The sequence below is a fragment of the Brevundimonas sp. CEF1 genome, from assembly GCF_051353055.1.
In the GTDB taxonomy this organism is placed as follows: domain Bacteria; phylum Pseudomonadota; class Alphaproteobacteria; order Caulobacterales; family Caulobacteraceae; genus Brevundimonas.
In genome coordinates, this window is record NZ_CP195593.1 from 487575 (window position 1) to 504954 (window position 17380).

Annotated in this window: 17 protein-coding genes; 8 read left to right on the plus strand and 9 right to left on the minus strand. The window is 63.3% G+C overall.

The genetic code is table 11. The features are described 5' to 3' along the window. The first annotated feature begins 4 nt into the window (after positions 1-4). From pelA to ACR9FL_RS02495, 4 genes are all read left to right on the plus strand, one after another. A complete protein-coding gene (gene pelA, locus ACR9FL_RS02480; protein ID WP_436356977.1) occupies positions 5-1306 on the plus strand; it encodes a pectate lyase in 1302 nt (433 codons plus the stop codon). A 90-nt stretch (positions 1307-1396) separates the two neighbouring features. Continuing rightward, the gene (locus tag ACR9FL_RS02485; protein WP_436356978.1) at positions 1397-2353 is read left to right on the plus strand and encodes a glycosyltransferase family 9 protein; all 957 of its coding nucleotides are present in this window, start codon (positions 1397-1399) and stop codon (positions 2351-2353) included. Between the two features lie 65 nt (positions 2354-2418). After that, positions 2419-3756, plus strand: a complete 1338-nt coding sequence (locus tag ACR9FL_RS02490) for a dihydroorotase (protein ID WP_436356979.1) — start codon at positions 2419-2421, stop codon at positions 3754-3756. Continuing rightward, entirely contained in the window at positions 3753-4487 is a 735-nt protein-coding gene (locus ACR9FL_RS02495; RefSeq protein WP_436356980.1) for a prephenate dehydrogenase/arogenate dehydrogenase family protein, read from the plus strand. Before ACR9FL_RS02490 ends, ACR9FL_RS02495 begins: the two co-directional genes overlap by 4 nt. A 39-nt stretch (positions 4488-4526) precedes the next feature. On the opposite strand, the gene ACR9FL_RS02500 is transcribed toward ACR9FL_RS02495, so the two are convergent. From ACR9FL_RS02500 to ACR9FL_RS02510, 3 genes are read right to left on the minus strand one after another with little or no spacing between them, the layout of a single operon-like run. Next, a complete protein-coding gene (locus ACR9FL_RS02500) occupies positions 4527-5447 on the minus strand; it encodes an alpha/beta hydrolase (RefSeq protein WP_436356981.1) in 921 nt (306 codons plus the stop codon). Positions 5448-5478: 31 nt separating this feature from the next. Beyond that, positions 5479-6159, minus strand: a complete 681-nt coding sequence (locus tag ACR9FL_RS02505) for an SdpI family protein (protein WP_436356982.1) — start codon at positions 6157-6159, stop codon at positions 5479-5481. Continuing rightward, a complete protein-coding gene (locus tag ACR9FL_RS02510; protein WP_436356983.1) occupies positions 6156-6443 on the minus strand; it encodes a metalloregulator ArsR/SmtB family transcription factor in 288 nt (95 codons plus the stop codon). Before ACR9FL_RS02510 ends, ACR9FL_RS02505 begins: the two co-directional genes overlap by 4 nt. Before the next feature lie 119 nt (positions 6444-6562). Between ACR9FL_RS02510 and ACR9FL_RS02515 the strand changes: the two genes are divergently transcribed. After that, positions 6563-7321: a 3-oxoacyl-ACP reductase gene (locus ACR9FL_RS02515; RefSeq protein ID WP_296177221.1), complete on the plus strand. Its 759-nt coding sequence runs from the start codon at positions 6563-6565 to the stop codon at positions 7319-7321. An 83-nt stretch (positions 7322-7404) separates the two neighbouring features. Here the strand turns inward: ACR9FL_RS02515 and ACR9FL_RS02520 are convergent, their stop codons facing one another. The 4 genes from ACR9FL_RS02520 to ACR9FL_RS02535 all read right to left on the minus strand — a co-directional run bounded on the left by ACR9FL_RS02520 (position 7405) and on the right by ACR9FL_RS02535 (position 10825). Beyond that, complete coding sequence (locus ACR9FL_RS02520) at positions 7405-9423, minus strand: recombinase family protein (RefSeq protein ID WP_436356984.1); 2019 nt, start codon at positions 9421-9423, stop codon at positions 7405-7407. A 336-nt stretch (positions 9424-9759) separates the two neighbouring features. Then, positions 9760-10011, minus strand: coding sequence for a sigma factor-like helix-turn-helix DNA-binding protein (locus ACR9FL_RS02525; protein WP_436356985.1), 252 nt, complete (start codon positions 10009-10011; stop codon positions 9760-9762). Next, positions 10008-10448, minus strand: a complete 441-nt coding sequence (locus ACR9FL_RS02530) for a hypothetical protein (protein ID WP_436356986.1) — start codon at positions 10446-10448, stop codon at positions 10008-10010. Before ACR9FL_RS02530 ends, ACR9FL_RS02525 begins: the two co-directional genes overlap by 4 nt. Continuing rightward, positions 10445-10825, minus strand: coding sequence for a hypothetical protein (locus tag ACR9FL_RS02535; RefSeq protein ID WP_436356987.1), 381 nt, complete (start codon positions 10823-10825; stop codon positions 10445-10447). Before ACR9FL_RS02535 ends, ACR9FL_RS02530 begins: the two co-directional genes overlap by 4 nt. Before the next feature lie 138 nt (positions 10826-10963). Between ACR9FL_RS02535 and ACR9FL_RS02540 the strand changes: the two genes are divergently transcribed. Continuing rightward, a complete protein-coding gene (locus ACR9FL_RS02540) occupies positions 10964-11194 on the plus strand; it encodes a helix-turn-helix domain-containing protein (RefSeq protein WP_289647897.1) in 231 nt (76 codons plus the stop codon). Between the two features lie 703 nt (positions 11195-11897). Here the strand turns inward: ACR9FL_RS02540 and ACR9FL_RS02545 are convergent. Next, a complete protein-coding gene (locus ACR9FL_RS02545) occupies positions 11898-12980 on the minus strand; it encodes an IS110 family transposase (protein ID WP_436356235.1) in 1083 nt (360 codons plus the stop codon). Positions 12981-13304: 324 nt separating this feature from the next. On the opposite strand from ACR9FL_RS02545, the gene ACR9FL_RS02550 reads away from it, so the two are divergent. Both ACR9FL_RS02550 and ACR9FL_RS02555 read left to right on the plus strand, forming a co-directional pair. Then, positions 13305-14096: a DNA adenine methylase gene (locus ACR9FL_RS02550; RefSeq protein WP_436356988.1), complete on the plus strand. Its 792-nt coding sequence runs from the start codon at positions 13305-13307 to the stop codon at positions 14094-14096. Positions 14097-14126: 30 nt separating this feature from the next. Continuing rightward, positions 14127-16481, plus strand: a complete 2355-nt coding sequence (locus tag ACR9FL_RS02555) for a DGQHR domain-containing protein (protein WP_436356989.1) — start codon at positions 14127-14129, stop codon at positions 16479-16481. 105 nt (positions 16482-16586) lie between these two features. On the opposite strand, the gene ACR9FL_RS02560 is transcribed toward ACR9FL_RS02555, so the two are convergent. Beyond that, the gene (locus ACR9FL_RS02560) at positions 16587-17306 is read right to left on the minus strand and encodes a hypothetical protein (RefSeq protein ID WP_436356990.1); all 720 of its coding nucleotides are present in this window, start codon (positions 17304-17306) and stop codon (positions 16587-16589) included. Positions 17307-17380: the final 74 nt, after the last annotated feature.

Consider the following 17380-nt stretch of genomic DNA (forward strand, 5'->3'; position numbering starts at 1 on the left):
TCCAGTGAGACACGCCTTCACCCTCTCCCTTCTCGCTCTGGCCGTCGCCACGGCGACTGGCGCCGGCGCCGCACGCGCCGAGGTCATTCGCGCCAACACTCCGGCGGTCGGCCTGACCATCGACCGGATCGGCGCCTTGCCGGACGCCGAGCGCGGCGCCTGGGCCGACTACCTGGCCCGCTCGCAGGCCCAGCATCTGGCCGATCGCGCCGCCCTGGCCGCCGAACTGCCGCCCGGCGCCGTCCCGCCGCCCCCGCCCCTGGCCATTCGCGGCAACAGCTCGCACATGCCGCTGGATCGTCCGGCCGCCTGGTATGGCTCGGCCGAGGCCCGCGCCGTGGCCGACGCCGTGGTCAGCTTCCAGACCCCGGCGGGCGGCTGGAGCAAGAACCAGGATCGCAGCCTCAAGCGTCTGCCGGGTCAGCGTTTCTCCAACGACGCCGAGACGATGGAGCAGAACCCGGCCAATTTCGACGCCCCGGCCGACCGGTTCTGGACCTTTGTCGGCACGCTCGACAACAACTCGACCTGGACCGAGATGCGCTATCTGGCCAAGGTCGCGGCCCAGGCGCCGGGTCGTGAAGGCGACGCCTGGCGCGCCAGCGTCATCCGGGGCGTCCACTATCTGCTGAACGCCCAGTATCCGAACGGTGGGTGGCCCCAGATCTGGCCGCTGGAAGGCGGTTTCCACGACTCCATCACCTTCAACGACAACGCCGTGGCCGAGGCCGCCATGGTGTTGCGCGACGTGGCCAACGGCGCCGAGGGCTTCGGCTTCGTGCCGCCGGAACTGGAAGTTCGCGCCGCCGAGGCGGTGAAGAAGGCCATCGACGTCACCCTGGCCGCCCAGGTCCGCAAGGGCGATCAGCTTCAGGGCTGGCCGCAGCAGGTCGAACCCATGCGTCTGGTCCCCACCAGCGCCCGAAACTATGAGCCGCGCTCGATCGCCAGCGGCGAAACGACGGACATCCTCGAATTCCTGATGGCCGAGCCCAACCCCTCGCCCGAGGTCAAGACGGCCATCCGCGGCGCCGTGGCCTGGCTGGAATCCGTGCGCGTCTATGACAAGTCGTTCGAGATGACCGACGACGGGCGCAAGCTGATCGACAAGCCGGGCGCCGGCCCCCTGTGGTCGCGCAACTATGATCTGGTCACCGGCCGCCCGATCTTCGGCGACAAGGATCAGTCCATCCACGACGACGTCAACGGCATCTCGATCGGGCGCCGCAACGGCTATTCCTGGTGGATGGCCGCGCCGCAACGGGCGCTGGATCTCTATTCCGCCTGGTCAGCAGCGAATCCGTAAAGTCGGGCCGCACGGGCCGCCGCTCCAGGCCGGACGGCGGCCCGTGTCGCATCTACTGAATTCCGTAGAGAATCCCTCTAGGGTCGGGCCATGCATGGGCGTTTCCCGATCCTCTATATCGCCGAGGCGGACGCTGAAGAGGCGGTCCTCTCGTCGGGGGCGCTCGCCCATCTGGTCGAAGCCATTCCGCAGGCCACCTTCACGGTCGTCGGATCGGCGGCCAGCGCGCCCCTGTTCGCGGACCTGCCGAGGCTGGAGCGGCTGATCGTTCTGGACCGCGACGGGCGCTGGGACTGGATCGCCCTGTGGAACCAGGTGCGCGAGACGAACTGGGGCCTGGTGATCGACATGCGCGGCTCGACCCTGTCGGGTAAGCTGCGGCGCCAGAAGCGCGCGGTGAAGGGCAAGGTCCTGCCTGACGTCCATCTGGTCGAACAGGCGGCGCGGGTGCTGCAACTGGACGAGATCCCGGCGCCGAAGCTGTTCGTCGGACGCGACACGCAGGAAGCCGCCGACGCCCTGATCCCGCCGGGCGAGGGTCCTATCTTGGCTATCGGGCCGGGCGTGGACTGGATCGGCAAGCGCTGGCCTGCCGACCGCTACGCCAAGGTGGCCCTGTCGCTGCTGGGCGAGGACGGGCCTCTGGCCGGGGGGCGGCTGATGATCGTCGGCGAGGAGGCCGACCGCGACGCAGCTCATTCGATCCGCTTCGCCGTCAAGCGCGAGCGGGTGATCGAACTGCAAGGCCGGCTGACGCGATTGCAGACGGTCGCGGCCCTGTCGCGGGCCGACTTCTATGTCGGCGGCGACTCGCTGTGGACCCAGCTGGCGGTCGCGGCGGGCGTGCCGGCGGTGGGGGTGTTCGGTCCGTCCGACGAGGTGCTGCGTCGTCCCTGGACCGGGGTGGCCGTGCGCGGGCCGCGCAGCCTGCAGGAGTTCATCGACCTGGATCCGCGCCTGAACCAGCACATCCAGCACATGATGGACCTGCCCTATGAACGGGTGTTGAAGGCGTCGAAGAAGCTGCTGGCGCAACTGGCGGGCTGAGCCTTCGGGGGTTGTCCCCTGGGGCGTCGGGCGCGCATAAGCGCTCGACCTCAGGAGATGCGCCCATGACCCAAACCTATGACCTGATCGTGCGGGGCGGCGAAGTCGCCAACCACGCCGGACGCGGCATGGCCGACGTCGGCGTCATCGACGGCCGCATCGCCTTCATCGGTGACCTGTCCCAGGCCTCGGCGGGCGAGGTGTTTGACGCCACTGGCCTGACGGTCCTGCCTGGCGTCATCGACACCCAGGTCCATTTCCGCGAGCCGGGTCTAGAATGGAAGGAAGACCTGGAGACCGGCAGCCGCGCGGCGGCCCTGGGCGGCGTCGTCGCCGTGTTCGAGATGCCGAACACCAACCCCAATACGACCGACCCTGAGACCATGGCCGACAAGCTGGTGCGGGCCAATAACCGGATGTGGACGGACCACGCCTTCTACGTCGGCGGCACGCATGAGAACGCCGAGCATCTGGCCGATCTGGAGCGCCTGCCGGGCTGCTGCGGGGTCAAGGTCTTCATGGGCGCCTCGACCGGCGACCTGCTGATCGCCGACGACGAGGGGGTGCGCAAGGTGCTGTCGAACGTGCGCCGCCGCGCCACCTTCCACTCCGAGGACGAATACCGACTGGTCGAGCGCCGCAGCCTGGCCCGCACCGGCGACTGGACCAGCCACCCCGAGGTCCGCGACGCCGAGAGCGCCATCATGTCCACCCGCCGTCTGGTCGGACTGGCCAAGGAGACCGGCGCCCGCATCCACGTCCTGCACGTCACGACGAAGGACGAGATGGAGTTCCTGCGCTTCCACAAGGACGTCGCCACGGTCGAGATCACGCCTCAGCACCTGACGCTGGTCGCGCCCGAAGCCTATGAACGCCTCGGCGCCTACGCCCAGATGAACCCGCCGATCCGGTCGCAGGAGCATGTCGACGCCCTGTGGCTGTGGGGGATGCAGCAGGGCGTGGCCGACGTGCTGGGCTCGGACCATGCGCCGCACACCAAGGAAGAAAAGTCCAAGCCCTATCCGGCCTCGCCGTCGGGCATGCCGGGGGTGCAGACCCTGGTGCCGCTGATGCTGACGCATGTGGCGAACGGGCGTCTGTCGCTGGAACGCTTCATCGACCTGACCTCAGGCGGGGCGCAGCGGGTGTTCGGCACGGCCAACAAGGGCCGGATGGCCGTCAGCTATGACGCCGATCTGACCATCGTCGATCTGAAAGCCAAGAAGACCATCACCCATGACCAGCAGGCCAGCCGCTGCGGCTGGACCCCCTTCGACGGCTTCGAGACGACGGGCTGGCCGGTGGCCACCATCGTGCGCGGCCGCGTGGTGATGAAGGACGGCGAACTGATCGGCCAAGCCCACGGCCAGCCGGTTCGCTTCCAGGAGACGCTGGCGGGGTGAGCAGTTCGCGGCCCCGGCTTGGCCTGATCGGCTTCGGCGCCTTCGGGCGGCTGACGGCCAGGCATCTGTCGCCCTGGTTCGACATCCTCGCCCATGACCCGGCGGTCAGCGACGGCGAGGGGCTGGCGCGGCTGACGACGCTGGAGGAGGCGGCGGCCTGTCCGGTCGTGGTGCTGGCCGTCCCGGTCGGCGTGCTGGCGGAAACGGTGGCGGCCATCGCGTCTCATGTGGCGCCGGGCGCCCTGATCCTCGACGTCGGCTCGGTGAAGGTGAAGCCGGCCAAAGTCATGCTGGACGGCCTGCCCGAGGGCGTGGGCATCGTCGGGACCCATCCCCTGTTCGGGCCCCAGAGTGGCAAGGACGGCATCGCCGGTCTGCGCATCGCCGTCTGTCCGGTGCGCGGCGACAAGGCGGCGTGGCGCGTGGCCGCCTTTTGTCGCAAGGCGTTGGGCCTCAAGGTCTTCGTCGTCACGCCCGAGGATCATGACCGCGAGGCGGCGACGGTTCAGGGCCTGACCCACTTGATCGCCAAGGTCCTGCTGGCCATGGAGCCCCTGCCGACGCGCATGACCACGACCAGTTTCGAGCGGGTCATGCAGGGCGTCGACATGGTCCGTCACGACAGCGCAGCCGTGTTCCGCGCCATCGAGCACGACAACCCTTACGCCGCCGAGGTCCGCCGCCGCTTCTTCGACCTGGCCGAAGAGGCAAGGGCGGAGCTGGACGGGTAGAGCATCGTCTTTCCTCCCCATTTCATGGGGAGGAAAGGCTTACTTCAGCACGAAATCCGCCACCGCCTCGACCACGCCGGGGGCCAGGGGCAGGGCCGGGTCCATATAGGAGGCGACATTGGCCGCGCGGTCGGCGGGGGCGGTCTTGAGCACATGATTGACGCCGTCCCAGAGGGCGAGCGTGGCGCGGGGCTGGGCCGCCTTGATCGCCTTGGCGTCGGCCACTGAGACTTGAATGTCGGTGGTGCCCTGACCGATGAAGATCGGACCGTCGTAGGTGGCGGCCAGCCTGGCCGGGTCCAGCGTCAGCCACGAGATCAGGTAGGGCTGGACGGAGGGGCGGAACATGGCGGCCAGTTCGGGCGGAGGGTTCGCGACCGTGCGGCCAGCCTCCAGCTCGGTCAGGATCTCATAGGCGCGGGTCTTCAGCGGCTCGGGCAGGCCCGCCGCCAGCTGTTCGCGCAGCACCGCGCCCGCCGGACGACCGGCGCCGGACAGCAGGACCAGGCCGCAGACCTTGTCATCCTCATTTGCCGCTGTGGCCAGGGCGACCAGAGCGCCTTCGCTGTGGCCGATCAGCCAAGCGCAGGGTTGGCCGGTCTTGGCCGCCGCCTCGGCGACCCAGGCGCGGGCGTCGTCGATATTGGCGGTGAAGCGCAGGTCGGCCTCGGCCCCGCCCGCGGCGGCGCTCTCGCCGATGCCGCGCTTGTCGATGCGGATCGTGGCGACGCCGCGCTCGGCCAGACCTTCGGCCAGCAGGCGGTAGGGGGCGGCGCGGATGCCGAACTGGGGGCTGTCGCCGTCGCGATCGGTCGGGCCGGAGCCGGGCAGGATGACGGCGGCGGCGCGCGTCTGTCCGTCCGGCGTCAGCAGGGTTCCGTGCAGGGGCGCGGGGGTGGAGGCCAGTTCGACGGGCGTCGAAACCGGCGAGAGCAGAAGAGCGGCGGCGAGGGTCAGCATGCTTGTCTCCGTCTTGAGGGCGGGCGTGAAATCAGAAGGGCTGGCGGTCGGGGTCGGCGCGCCAGACGCGCCAGCTCTCGAACACCGACCAGCCGGCGGCGATCAGGACCCCGACGATCAGTAGGGTGAAGCCCAGGGGTTGGGGCGTAAGCGGGGCGGTGATCAGGCCGAGCAGGCCGAGCCAGAAGAAGAGGCGACCCGCCAATCGGTTGGAGCGATCCCAGGCCAGGCGGCTCTTGTAGGCCCAGGGGGTGCGCACGCCGACAATGGGATTGGGCGCGACCCGTCCCATGAAGGCGCCCATGACCGCGAACAGCAGGCTCATCAGGGCGGCGCTCATGGTCAGGGACACGCCCGTTTGAGACGCGCCACGTCCGAGGATCATCCAGATCATGAAGGCGCTGGTCCCGACGATGGCCAGCAGGGACACCAGTTGCCCGATCTCCAGCCCCCGCCGCCGCGCCGCGTCCGGCGCGCGCTTGGCGTACCAGCTCATCGGCCCGGCGGTGATCGCCGCCATGAAGGCCATGAAGGCGATAAGGCCCGACAGTTCGCTGCGGTCGCCCCAGCGGTCGGGCTGGCCGTGAATGTCGAAATGCATGGGAATCGCGTCGGTCGGGCCGGCGACCTGAACGCCGATGGCGATCGCAATCAGACCGACGACGGTCAGGGCGGTGAAGGCGTCCAGCACCGTGAAGCGGGTCTTGGTCATTTCGGCGTCTCCTTCTCGTGCGTCCTGCCTGTTCCGCTCAGGTCCATCAGGAAGGCCAGGGCTTCCTCGACCGCCGAGATCTCCAGCCGATAGCGGATCGACTGGCCGTCCCGCTCGGGGCTGACGAGGCCAGCCTCCTTCAACGCATTGAGGTGGCCGGTGATGGTCGGCCAGCTCATGTCGAAGGCGGCGGCGATATCGCCGGACGCCAGCGGTCCCGCCCTAAGCATGGCGATGATGCGTCGCCGCACCGGATGGGACAGGGCTTTGAACAGGCTGTTCATAGGGATAAGGCTAATTAGGAAAAAACCTAAATTCAACCCGTGTTCGTTCAGGCGCGACTGGTCTTCGGCAAGGGGGCGGCCTATGGCTGAGGCTGCTTCATTCTCTGCGAGTCGTTCTCATGGAAATCCGCGATCAGATCGTTCTCGTCACCGGCGGCGCGCGTGGCGTCGGCGCCGCCGCCGTGCGGGCCTTCGCCGGGCAGGGCGCGCGGGTCGTGATCAACTGGCGCGCCAGCGGCGAGCAGGCGCAAGACTTGGCGACCGAGCTGGGCGATCGGGTCATCGCCATCCAGGCCGATGTGACCGACCGCGCGGCGGTCGAGGCCATGGTGGCTCAGGCACAGGCGCATTTCGGCGGCGCGATCAGCACCGTGGTCAACAACGCCCTGGACTACAGCTTCAACGGCGACGCCCGCGCCCAGATGGCCGACATTCCGTGGGAGGACATGGCGCGGCAGTTCTCGACCGTGATCCATGGGGCGCTGAACGTCATCCAGGCCACGGCGCCGGGCATGAGCGCCCAGAAGTTCGGCCGGGTGGTCAACATCGGCACCAACCTGTTCCAGAACCCGGTCGTGCCCTATCACGACTACACCGCCGCCAAGGCTGCCCTGCTCAGCCTGACGCGGACGGCGGCGGGCGACCTCGGTCCCTCGGGGATCACGGTCAACATGGTCTCGGGCGGCCTGCTGCGGACCACGGACGCCAGCGCGGCGACGCCGGACGCGGTGTTCGACCTGATCGCCGGGATGACGCCGCTGCGCTCGGTGACAACGCCGCAGGAGTTCGCCGACGCGGTCCTGTTCTTCGCCTCGCCGTGGAGCCGGGCGGTGACGGGACAGAACCTGGTGGTGGACGGCGGCCTGGTCCGCGACTGAGGGCTCGCGGCGCGCCGGTCGCGTTTTGGGCGCGATGCCTCTATAGGACGCGGCCATCGCCTGAACGCTCTCGCCCCTTGAGGTCATGACGCCACATCCGCCGCACAGACTGTCCGTCGCCCCGATGATGGAAGGGCTGGATAGCGACTTATTTTCAGTATCTTAGAGAGTATCGTGTGCAAAATTTGCACACGCAGTTCCGCTTTTCTTTCCTTTCCGTTCTCGCGAATAGGCCCGAATTTTCTCGTCGATGGCGTCGACTGCGGGAGGAAAACGCACTCCATGGCGACAAACTTCAATGACGTTCGCAAGCGTTCGCTACTTGTGCTCTCGCAACCGTTCCGAGCTCTCGACAAGGCAGCGTCAGCACCTGCGGGACCTCTTTGATCCCTATCAATCGAGTGCAGATCCACCCTGTCGATATAGAAGTTCGAATCCATTGGGGCGCGCCACTTCGGTTTAAAGCCGAGAACTCCGCCAACGGCGGCGAAATTCCCATCATCACTGGACGCCAAGGCCCGCAGAAGATCTGTCCGCGAGCCGATGATGCGTGCTTCGGTCTTGCTGACGACCTCCACACGTTGAGTCAGAGCGCGGAGATGATCACGGCGATACCCGCACTCCCGGTCCCTCAGTTTGCGGCGCGCCGCCGTCGCGAAGCGGTGAAGGCTGTCGGCGGTGATGGTCGGAGCGACACGCTCGATTGAGGAAACGATCCGCTCCGCGTCGATCCGAGCCTGATCCCGAATCCGGGTCAGTTCATCCACCCGGTCCTTCAACGAGCCATCGGACGGGGGCAGCATGCCGTTCTCAATAGCCTCGTAAAGTCGGTTAAGCTTGGCTTCCGCCTCGGTCGCCCGTTTGCGTAGTTCGGTGACATGGGCGCGTCTCTGGTCCGCCCATTCCTGCCGACGATCCAGAAGCTGCTCCATCAACCTCTCAAGCCTCTGCGGCTCCAAGAGCCGATCCTCGAGGTGGGCGATCACGGCCTCGTCCAGCTTGTCCATGGACACCGCCATGCCCTTGCAGCCCGCCGCGCCCATGCGCGCCTTGGTCGAGCAGGCGTAGTAGCGGTACTGGCCCCCCGCCTGTCCTCGCCCCGTCCGCAATGTCATCGCGCCGCCGCAGGCGGCGCAGAAGCAGATGCCGGTCAGAAGATTCGGGCCGCTCGATACGCCCGGCGGCGTCCACCTGGGATTGCGAGCCTTGAGCTTCGCTCTGACCGCTTCGAACTCCTCGCGCGAAATGATGGGCGGAACCTTCATGACGGTGTGTTCCGATTCCGGCTTAGGCTGACGGGTCTTGTGATCGCGCGTGTTGAACCGGTGTTCACCCATGTAGGTCGAGCGGGTCAGGATCAGATGAACGGCGGCGATGCCCCAACGCCCGCCGTCGCGCGTGCGGATGTTGCGGTCATTGAGCGTGGTTGCGAGGGTCTTGAGCCCCATCGGTCCGCTCTGGCCATCACCCCGCAGCGCCCAGCGATAGATGGTGCGAACCGTCTCAGCCTGAAGCGGGTCCACCTCCAGCGTCTTCTTGACCTTGGCGCCGCGCTGTCCGGCCTCGACAATCCGATAGCCGATGGGAGGCCGGGCGCCGTTCCAGAAGCCCTGCCGTGCGTTTTCATTCATGGCCCGGAGGGTGTGCTTGGCGTTCTCTCGCGACTGGTATTCGTCGAAGAGCGTCATGATCTGCCGCATCATGGTGCTCATCGGGTCGTCGCCGAGGTCCTGGGTGATGGAGACGAGTCTCACCCCATTCTTCGCCAGCTTGCGGACGTAGAACTCGAACTGGAACTGATCGCGGAAGAAGCGCGAGAAGCTGTGCACCACGATCACGTCGAAGGCTGCGGGCTTGGTAAGCGCCGCTTCGATCATGGACTGGAAGGAGGGACGCCGGTCGTCGGTCGCGGTATTGCCCGGCTCCACATACTCCGCCGCCGTCTCCCAGTCCTTGGACTGGCAGTAGGCTTCGAGCTGACGCCGCTGATCAGGGATCGACAGATCGCTGTCGGCCTGACGGCCGGTTGAAACCCGCAGATAGAGAGCGGCGCGAGTCTGGACGTTGGCCAGCGCCTCCAAAGAGATCAGCGCCTGCGTCATGCCGTCCTCCTGTGATGATTAGTCTTCCAGTCCCCACAACGCATCCAGAAGATTCCCGAACCACGCGTCGAGAACACGGACCTCTTCGTCAGTGACAGGGATATCGTGGGGAAGGTCGTCAGTAACGGCCAGCACCCCACGTTGCGTCTCGGGCCGACCTGGGCGTTCATCGTGCGGCGGGATCGGCATCCCGTCATGATCGAGCGCGTGAGCCCGATCTCACACAACCCAATCCTACGAGAGGGCACGCCTCGCGCTGCCGCGCGCAAAGACAGGAAGGCGGATAGTCTCGCCCGCAGGTGACAGCCCAAGCGTAGCTCTGACAGGGCGACCACGTCAGGTTTCGGAGGGTGGCGCCGCGCGAACTATCCGCGCCAAGGCTTCCGCCAGATAGGCCTGAACCACGGTGCGCTCGATGCCGAGTTGTTGGCCGATCTCTTCAAAGGACAGTCCCGCCATCCGGTGCAGCAGGAACACGTCCCGCAGATCGGCCGGGAGTTGCAGGATCGCCTTGGCTAGGGCGCGCTTCTGATCAGCGGCAGCCGAGCGCCTTAGAATGCGTCGGGGTGAGGCCTTCTGACGGTTCATGTGTCTGCCTGCCCGTTGTCGTCCATTGCGGCCGCCACAGCCGATAGGAGGCCGCTGACCACTTTGTCTGCGGCTTCCGGCGTCATCAGGAGTACGGGCCTGCCCTGGCCGAAGGACAACGCCCCGGAAGCATAGAGCGGGCTGAGGGCAGCAGTCAGTTGAGGAAGTCCGTCCGGCAGACGGCGCAAGCCTGCCATGCGAGCGCATCTCAGCGCCTTGTTCAGATCATGCCGCAGGTGAATGCGGTTCCAGTCGTCCGTGATCCCGCGCTGGAGAAGATAGGCCTTCAGAGACAGTTCGATGGCGATGGCCAGAAAGTAGGAGCGAGACCCGTTGATCCCCGAGCCTCCGGCTTGGGCCATTTCGTTGAAAGCTCGAGCATTCCCCGCAAGCGCCCGGGCCAAACGTCGGTCAGGGTCCCGACGAGCGCGGGTCATGACGTAGGCTTCAGACGTGAGAGATCGCGGGCGGCGCGGACGATCAGTCCATGCACAATGCGGTTTTCCTCCGGCGCCAGGAGGCGTTCGGCGACTTGGAGGTTCGCAACGACGCCCTCGATATCGATAGCCGGTGTCTTGGGCAGGAAGCGCAACCAGCGGCGCAGGCGGCGATCCATCAATCGCAGGCGGGTGTTCATGTCAGTAAGTCCGCTGGCCCGCTCCGCCCTATCGCGATCCGCGTCTGACATGGCGAACCAACCCCGCTGCCGCTCAAGGCGCGCCAAGGCCACCGCCCAAATGTCTAGCTGCCGGGCATACTCGTCATTGAGCGCCAGCCATTGTCGGTGCCAGGATACCCTCTGGAAATCAGGCATGCGGAACCTCCCGCGCAAACGCTCGGTAGCCCAGTCAGCACTGAGCGGTGGAGTTTCGGAGTATTTCGATTAGAGTTCAGCGGAATTCACCGACTGAGTCAACAGAATTCTACAACTAGTCGGAGATTTTCGCTAAAAATGATCACGCCCGCTCAAATCCGTATGGCACGTGCAGGACTTGGCATCAGCGTTCGAGTGCTCGCTGAGCGCTCGAGCGTTGCAGAATCCACAATCCACCGTTTCGAAGCCAACCGGGGCGGAATGCAGACGACCACGCTCGATCGCCTCCAAAGCACGCTTGAAGATGCAGGCGTCATCTTTCTGCATGCCGACGCCGCTGGCGGCCCTGGCGTTCGACTGAAGGCCTGATCCGCACCAACGTCGTTACGGCGGCCCCTCACCGGGCCGCGAGAGGACTGTCAGGGGTGAGCGCGGCACGCGCTCATCGCTCCGCGACGGCGCAGCCGCCCTTGACCGGCCGGAGGCGGTCCGGTCCGCTTAGCCAGCCAAGACGCATCGAAAAGGCGCGATTTGCCCCGCAGATTCAGAGACATGACCGCCAAGCCAAAGTGCGCGCCTAGCGCACACCTTGTCATATCAGTTTGAAATATGACGAGGAATCGCCGCCCCACCCCCGCCGCACCTTGTGGCTTTTATCTTGCCCTCTTAATCGGGGACATTCTGGGGCTCGTTTTCATGACGTTCTCCTGATGGATATTGTATTCCCTTGATGGACCGAGGTGAAGACGCGCCCGCCCCCGGCGAGATCGGGTCCGCGCGGCCTGCGGGGAGATCGGTCCGGACATCGAGTCCTGATGCGCCGTGCACTCTTCCGCGCTCATCGACGGCGGGGTCTCGACCGACTGAGCGGTTCTGGATCCGTCGCGGCGCATGTCGGCATCGGTCTCGCGGGGCAGCATCACAGGCACTCCGGCGTGGTCCGGATTGCTCCGGCCACAGGCAAGATATCGTGCTTCCCGCTTTCCTGGTCTGCATCAGTCCTCATCCGCCGGGGCGGATCTCAATCGCGGTCAGGCGGACCTGGCGGCGGGGTTTCAGTCAGGGCGCCGCATCATGCGTAGACGCCCAGCAGTTTGCATTCCTTGGCGGTCGCCCCGCCGTCGGCGACGCCGGTCTCGACCGCATCAGCGTAGACCGTGCCGTCGCGCCACATGGCGTGCATGATCACGGCGAGCTTGCGGGCCACGGCGACGACCGCCTTCTTATGGCAGCGTTTGGCGATGGTCTCGCCCCAGCTCTTGAGCGCGCTGCGCCCTTTGTAGCGGGTCAGCATCGCCGAGGCCGCCTCGTAGAGGGCGCGTCGGACATCAGGATCGCCCGCCTTACTGATGCGGCCCTGGATGTCGATCGACGTGCCCGACTGCCAGCGCTTGGAGGTCAGGCCGAAGTAGGCGCCGACGTCGCGGGATCGTTTGAACCGCATCGGATCATCGACCGCCGTGCGGAAAGTCAGCGCCGCGATCGGCCCCACCCCGGGGATGGCCATGAAGCGCCGGCACACCTCGTCCTGGGCTACGACCCGCACCGTCAGGGCGTGCAGCTTGAGGTACTGGGTCCACAGGGCCGCGCGCGCGATCAGCATGCAGTCCATCAGCTCGGCGGTCAGCGGATCGTCGGCGCAAGCGTCGCGAACGGCTTGGTCGAACGCGCCCCGGCCGACCTTGGCGAGCTTGACGCCGAAGCTCTTGAGCGAGTGACGGATGCTGTTTTCCAGGTCGAGGAATTTGCGCTTCAGGTTGCGGCGCTGGATCAGCAGCAGCCGCAGCCGGTAGGCCGCCTCGGTTTTCACATGGGCGGTCCGGTACCAGCCGGTGCGCATCAGGTGGGCCAGCCCCAGGGCGTCGGTCGCGTCGGTCTTGTTGCGCTGGGCCGCCAACGCCGCCCGCACATGGCGGGTCTCCAGGCAGGTCGCCGGCACGCCCAGGTCTTTCAGCGCCGGCTGCAGCCACGGCGACAGCGCCCCGGCCTCGTGCCCGGCCCGTCGCAGCGTGGCGCGCCACGGCGCCAGAGCCTGAGCGATGACGTCCGGCTCGGTCGCCACCGTCGTCTCCAGCCGCACCTCGCCTTTCAGATCGACGATGCAGATCGCCGTCTCGGCCACGCCCACGTCCAGGCCCGCATAGTGTTCCGTCATCGTCCCTCTCCGCCGTTGAGCGGGTCGCGGCGGTGCGCCCGCAACGGCGACAACGTCCACGGACGGGATGCGGTGTCTGGGCGAGGCTTCAGGCGAGAGACGAGCCGGCCCGATTACACCGGCACTCTCCTCAGTTCTTCGTCGGAGCAAGCAAGACGTCAGCAGTTATTCCTAGCCCACAGCGAACGCTTACCGTCCAAACACTACGGGCGCTGGGTTGTCCACAAAGCCAGAAGACAACCGGCGCGATGGGAACTACCATGTGCTTCGACAGAAATTTAATGCGCCCGGCAAGAGGCGTATGAACGAGAAACGGGCGTCGAATTGAAGCCATTTATAAAATGGGCGGGTGGCAAGCGTTGGCTTTTGGGCAACCCAAACTTCTCCCTTCCGAGCTTCTCAGGGCGGTACATCGAACCTTTCTTGGGTGGTGGGGCGGTCTTCTTTCACTTGGCCCCCTCAAACGCGATCTTATCTGACGCGAATGAGCGACTCATCGCGACCTACCGCTCGATTCGGGATGAATGGCAGTTGGTGCAGTCGAGCCTCGCCGTCTTCCAAACGAAGCATTCGAAGGAGTTCTATTATGAGGAACGAGGGCGATGCCACACTGCTTCTCATCTTCGTGCAGCTCAGTTCCTCTACCTGAATAGAACCTGCTTCAATGGCCTCTATCGTGAGAATCTGAAGGGGGAGTTCAACGTGCCCATCGGCACAAAGACGCAGGTAGTGCTTCCTGACGACGATTTCGAAAAAGCCAGCGAACTTCTGGCTACGGCCGATCTTAGAAGTGGCGATTTCGAGCCCGTGATCGCCGAAGCCCAGGACGGCGATCTCGTTTTCGTGGACCCGCCGTATACGACGGCCCACAACGTAAACGGCTTCGTCAAATACAACCAAAAGATCTTCACTTGGGACGATCAAAAACGTCTGATGAACTCAATCGGTAGCGCAAAGCGGCGTGGCGCGAAGGTTGTGCTGACCAATGCAGATCACGAAAGCATTCATACTCTGTACGCTGATCTAGGCGAAGCGACGGTGGTCTCGCGTCCGTCTGTGATTTCGGGAACGGTAGGCTCCCGGCGGGGCACCACCGAGACGCTATTCATTTTTTAACTCTGCATTTAACCCTGAGGGGAGGGGGCTATGCCGTTTATCGATCCCGCAGAAGCGACCACGCTTCGAAACAAGGTCAGCTCAGATAAGTCGCAACTAGGCAAAATCTACGCCGCGAAATCGACCAAGTTTCACACCCGAAATGTCGATCACAGTTTGGCTGAAGGTCTGGTTGCAGAAGGTTGGGAGGAGTACGGAACCCCCCTCAAAACTAAGACACGCCTCCGGAGGGCGAAGAGCCACAGCGTCCAGTTCGAGGACGACATCTGGTGCCAGCTTTATCGACTCGGTTATCGCACGCTTAACGTAGACGAGACGTTTTGCCTTCCCTTTGGCCCGAACAAAGAGGATAAAAAGCAGATCGATGTGATAGCTATCGACGGCGACTCGGTATTGCTGGTCGAGTGCAAATCGAGCGAAATTCCTTCAAAACCGCCGTCCTATAAATCAGAGTTTGAGAGTCTCCGTCTTCGGCTAGACGGGTTCCGTAAGTCCATAGACCAAGCTTTCGGCCCAGGACGGCGAATCAAATACATTTTTGCGACGAGAAACCTCCGAGTCCGCCGTGACTCGGCTGATATGGCTAGGCTTCTTGATGCTGGCGGTTTCCTCTATAATGACAACACATTTGAGTATGTCGATAGCTTAATAAAATCCTACAAAGGTGCGGCCCACTATCAGTTCATGGGGCTGATAATGAGGGGGCAGCTTATAAATAAAGACAAGATTGCCGTTCCTGCAATCGAAGGAGTTATGGGCGACAAAACATACTACATGTTTTCCTTAGAGCCCCATACCCTTCTGAAGATCGGATTTGTCCTTCATAGAACTCGCGCGAACGAGGCGGAAATGCCGACGTATCAGCGCCTCTTATTGCCTGCTCGACTAAAAGGCATATCGAAATTTATTGATGGCGGAGGGTTTTTCCCTAACTCAGCAATTCTGAACTTCAACGAACGTGAAGCAAAACTCGATTTTCAAGGGCAGACCAGATCGAAAGATTCCGCCTCACGCACAGGCGTTCTAAATATCCCGAACGCCTTTGCGATTGCTTACATAATCGATGGACAGCATCGCATTTACGGCTATGCGAATTCCAAGTTCAAAAAAAGCAACACAATTCCTGTCGTAGCTTTCAAAAATCTCGATCCGGGCGATCAGCTTGAGTTATTCATGCAGATCAATGAAAATCAGAAGGCGGTTAGCCCGACTCTCAGGATTACTCTTGAAGAGGACTTGTATTGGCATTCTGCGCGGTTAGATTCGCGCCTCAAGGCGCTACGCTCTTCGGTTATCCGCGCACTAGGCGGCGATTCATCCGGTCCGCTCTACGGGAAAATCTCCCTCGGAGAAGACAAGGCGGCATTGCAAGCGAAGCCGTTCGCGGACGCGCTTCTTCGATGCAAGTTGCTTCCTGAAGCCAAGGGCAACAAGTTCGTTGACGGATCGGCCGCAGCGTCCGTGTATGACGCTTCGAATGTGGATCATAATGAGGAGATGAAGGCGTCGCGGGATCGCGCGGTCGGCTTGATCAATGCGGCTTACGAGCTAGCAGAAGACGCGTTTAAAGAGCATCGAGAATCTTTGAACACTTACATTCTCTCGAACCGTGGCAGTTTCGCCTTTGTTTCGCTCTTGGGCGATTTACATGCTTTTGAAGTTGCCCAGGGCGGGATCTCTGTCAAATCGACTACCGATCAGCGGATAGAAGCTCTCGACAAGTACCTGACCACGCTCTTCAAGGCGCTGTGCTCGATCTCCCCGGAGGATGCAGAAGCGCTGACGGGCAAGCTAGGCAGCGGTGCAGAAACGAAGTGGTTGAGGATCTTCCAGAGCTACGTCCACGCGCGTTTCAGCGACTACAATCCGCCAGAGCTTCAAGACTGGAGGGAGCGCCAAGACAAGGCGCTTCAGACGGAAGGGCGGGAGTTAGGCACCAGCATCGAACGCCACATGAAGCACTTCATCATCGACCAACTGAAGGCTCTTTTCGGCGAGAACTGGGACATAGAGATCGGCTCGATCCAGCGCGATTGCGAGAGCCGTGCCAAGGAGCAGATGGAGAAGAATTACAAGGAAGGACTCGGAAGGCAGGAGATTCCTTGGACGGATCAGTTCTATATCAAAGACTACAAAACGATCATCGAGAAATACTGGGCCAAGAAACCCGAAGGTGACCCTAAGTCGGAGACGTTTGAGAATCACTTCTCAATCGATGTCGGGCATGGCTTCAGCAGCAAACCTGACAGAATAAAGTGGATCTCGCTCTTTAATACGCTTCGAAATAACTGGGCACATGAGGGGACTAAGGAGAAAGGATTGAACAAAGGTGATGTCGATCTTCTGTCAAAGATCCATAGTTCTCTCGGACTTCAACGAGCCTAGCCCCATGGGGCGAGCCGCATACGTTATCACTGCATCGGCGACCGTGTTTTATGGGCTGAGGTCCGCGCGGGTGGCGAACGGAGTAAGGCGTGCGGACCGAGGCGGTCAGCGGGTGAAGCCTGGCCATATGATGCTGATAGATCTGAGGCCATCTTTCGGTAATCTTTTCATCCAGCGCTTAATCCGGCGCCACCTGTAGAGGTTCGCTCGATTATCGAGTTCATCGACTCGGCTTTTAAGAGCTTCACGATGATTGATCCCGTGTGGCGGATATTCGAACGGCTTGACCCCGATCTCACGCCGAATATCGTCAGCCACCCTAAAGGCTTCTAAGCCGATGCGAGCAGCACCATCTGCGAAAATTTCACGCGCATCGTGTTCGGAAGACGCGCTGTAGTGAAGGTTCCCATCGATGGTTTGTTGACGGATTTTTACGCGCAACTCGATGTCGCGACCTTTGATCATCTCGGAAGCCCCGATCAACGTCCAGTCAATCTGGTCTGGCCAGTTGGGGAAGTCCGGCGGATTTAAAGCTCCGTCGCCCTGAGTTTCGTCATCGTTGTTGTGCCAAACCGTCTCAGCGCAGCTTCTGGCATATTCCTCCAAATGCTGAGCCATTAAGGCCTTAGTGTAATTGATCTCAGCCTGGCGGACGGTCTGCTTTCTTTTCTGCTTTGCTTTAGCTTGTCCGTTGCGTTCGACCATCCCCACGATGGCGACGCCGAATGTGCCAAGGCCGGTGATAAGTGCGACGATGATGACGCCGACACCGGCTGCCAAGGCTATGGAGACTTTCTCGAAAAATTCTGGGGACACGTCGGGCATGGCTAACGCTAATGCCATCGAGCCGTTTGGGAAACCCGTGCATTCTTGGCTCTCCCATGATGTCGTGCGTCAAG

What these genes read in the sequence shown, in the direction of transcription:
- ACR9FL_RS02485 (WP_436356978.1), top strand. Translation starts at nt 1,397, where the DNA reads ATGCATGGGCGTTTCCCGATCCTCTATATCGCCGAGGCGGACGCTGAA.
- ACR9FL_RS02490 (WP_436356979.1), top strand. Translation starts at nt 2,419, where the DNA reads ATGACCCAAACCTATGACCTGATCGTGCGGGGCGGCGAAGTCGCCAAC.
- ACR9FL_RS02500 (WP_436356981.1), bottom strand. Translation starts at nt 5,447, where the DNA reads ATGCTGACCCTCGCCGCCGCTCTTCTGCTCTCGCCGGTTTCGACGCCC.
- ACR9FL_RS02505 (WP_436356982.1), bottom strand. Translation starts at nt 6,159, where the DNA reads ATGACCAAGACCCGCTTCACGGTGCTGGACGCCTTCACCGCCCTGACC.
- ACR9FL_RS02510 (WP_436356983.1), bottom strand. Translation starts at nt 6,443, where the DNA reads ATGAACAGCCTGTTCAAAGCCCTGTCCCATCCGGTGCGGCGACGCATC.
- ACR9FL_RS02515 (WP_296177221.1), top strand. Translation starts at nt 6,563, where the DNA reads ATGGAAATCCGCGATCAGATCGTTCTCGTCACCGGCGGCGCGCGTGGC.
- ACR9FL_RS02520 (WP_436356984.1), bottom strand. Translation starts at nt 9,423, where the DNA reads ATGACGCAGGCGCTGATCTCTTTGGAGGCGCTGGCCAACGTCCAGACT.
- ACR9FL_RS02525 (WP_436356985.1), bottom strand. Translation starts at nt 10,011, where the DNA reads ATGAACCGTCAGAAGGCCTCACCCCGACGCATTCTAAGGCGCTCGGCT.
- ACR9FL_RS02530 (WP_436356986.1), bottom strand. Translation starts at nt 10,448, where the DNA reads ATGACCCGCGCTCGTCGGGACCCTGACCGACGTTTGGCCCGGGCGCTT.
- ACR9FL_RS02535 (WP_436356987.1), bottom strand. Translation starts at nt 10,825, where the DNA reads ATGCCTGATTTCCAGAGGGTATCCTGGCACCGACAATGGCTGGCGCTC.
- ACR9FL_RS02540 (WP_289647897.1), top strand. Translation starts at nt 10,964, where the DNA reads ATGATCACGCCCGCTCAAATCCGTATGGCACGTGCAGGACTTGGCATC.
- ACR9FL_RS02545 (WP_436356235.1), bottom strand. Translation starts at nt 12,980, where the DNA reads ATGACGGAACACTATGCGGGCCTGGACGTGGGCGTGGCCGAGACGGCG.
- ACR9FL_RS02555 (WP_436356989.1), top strand. Translation starts at nt 14,127, where the DNA reads ATGCCGTTTATCGATCCCGCAGAAGCGACCACGCTTCGAAACAAGGTC.
- ACR9FL_RS02560 (WP_436356990.1), bottom strand. Translation starts at nt 17,306, where the DNA reads ATGCCCGACGTGTCCCCAGAATTTTTCGAGAAAGTCTCCATAGCCTTG.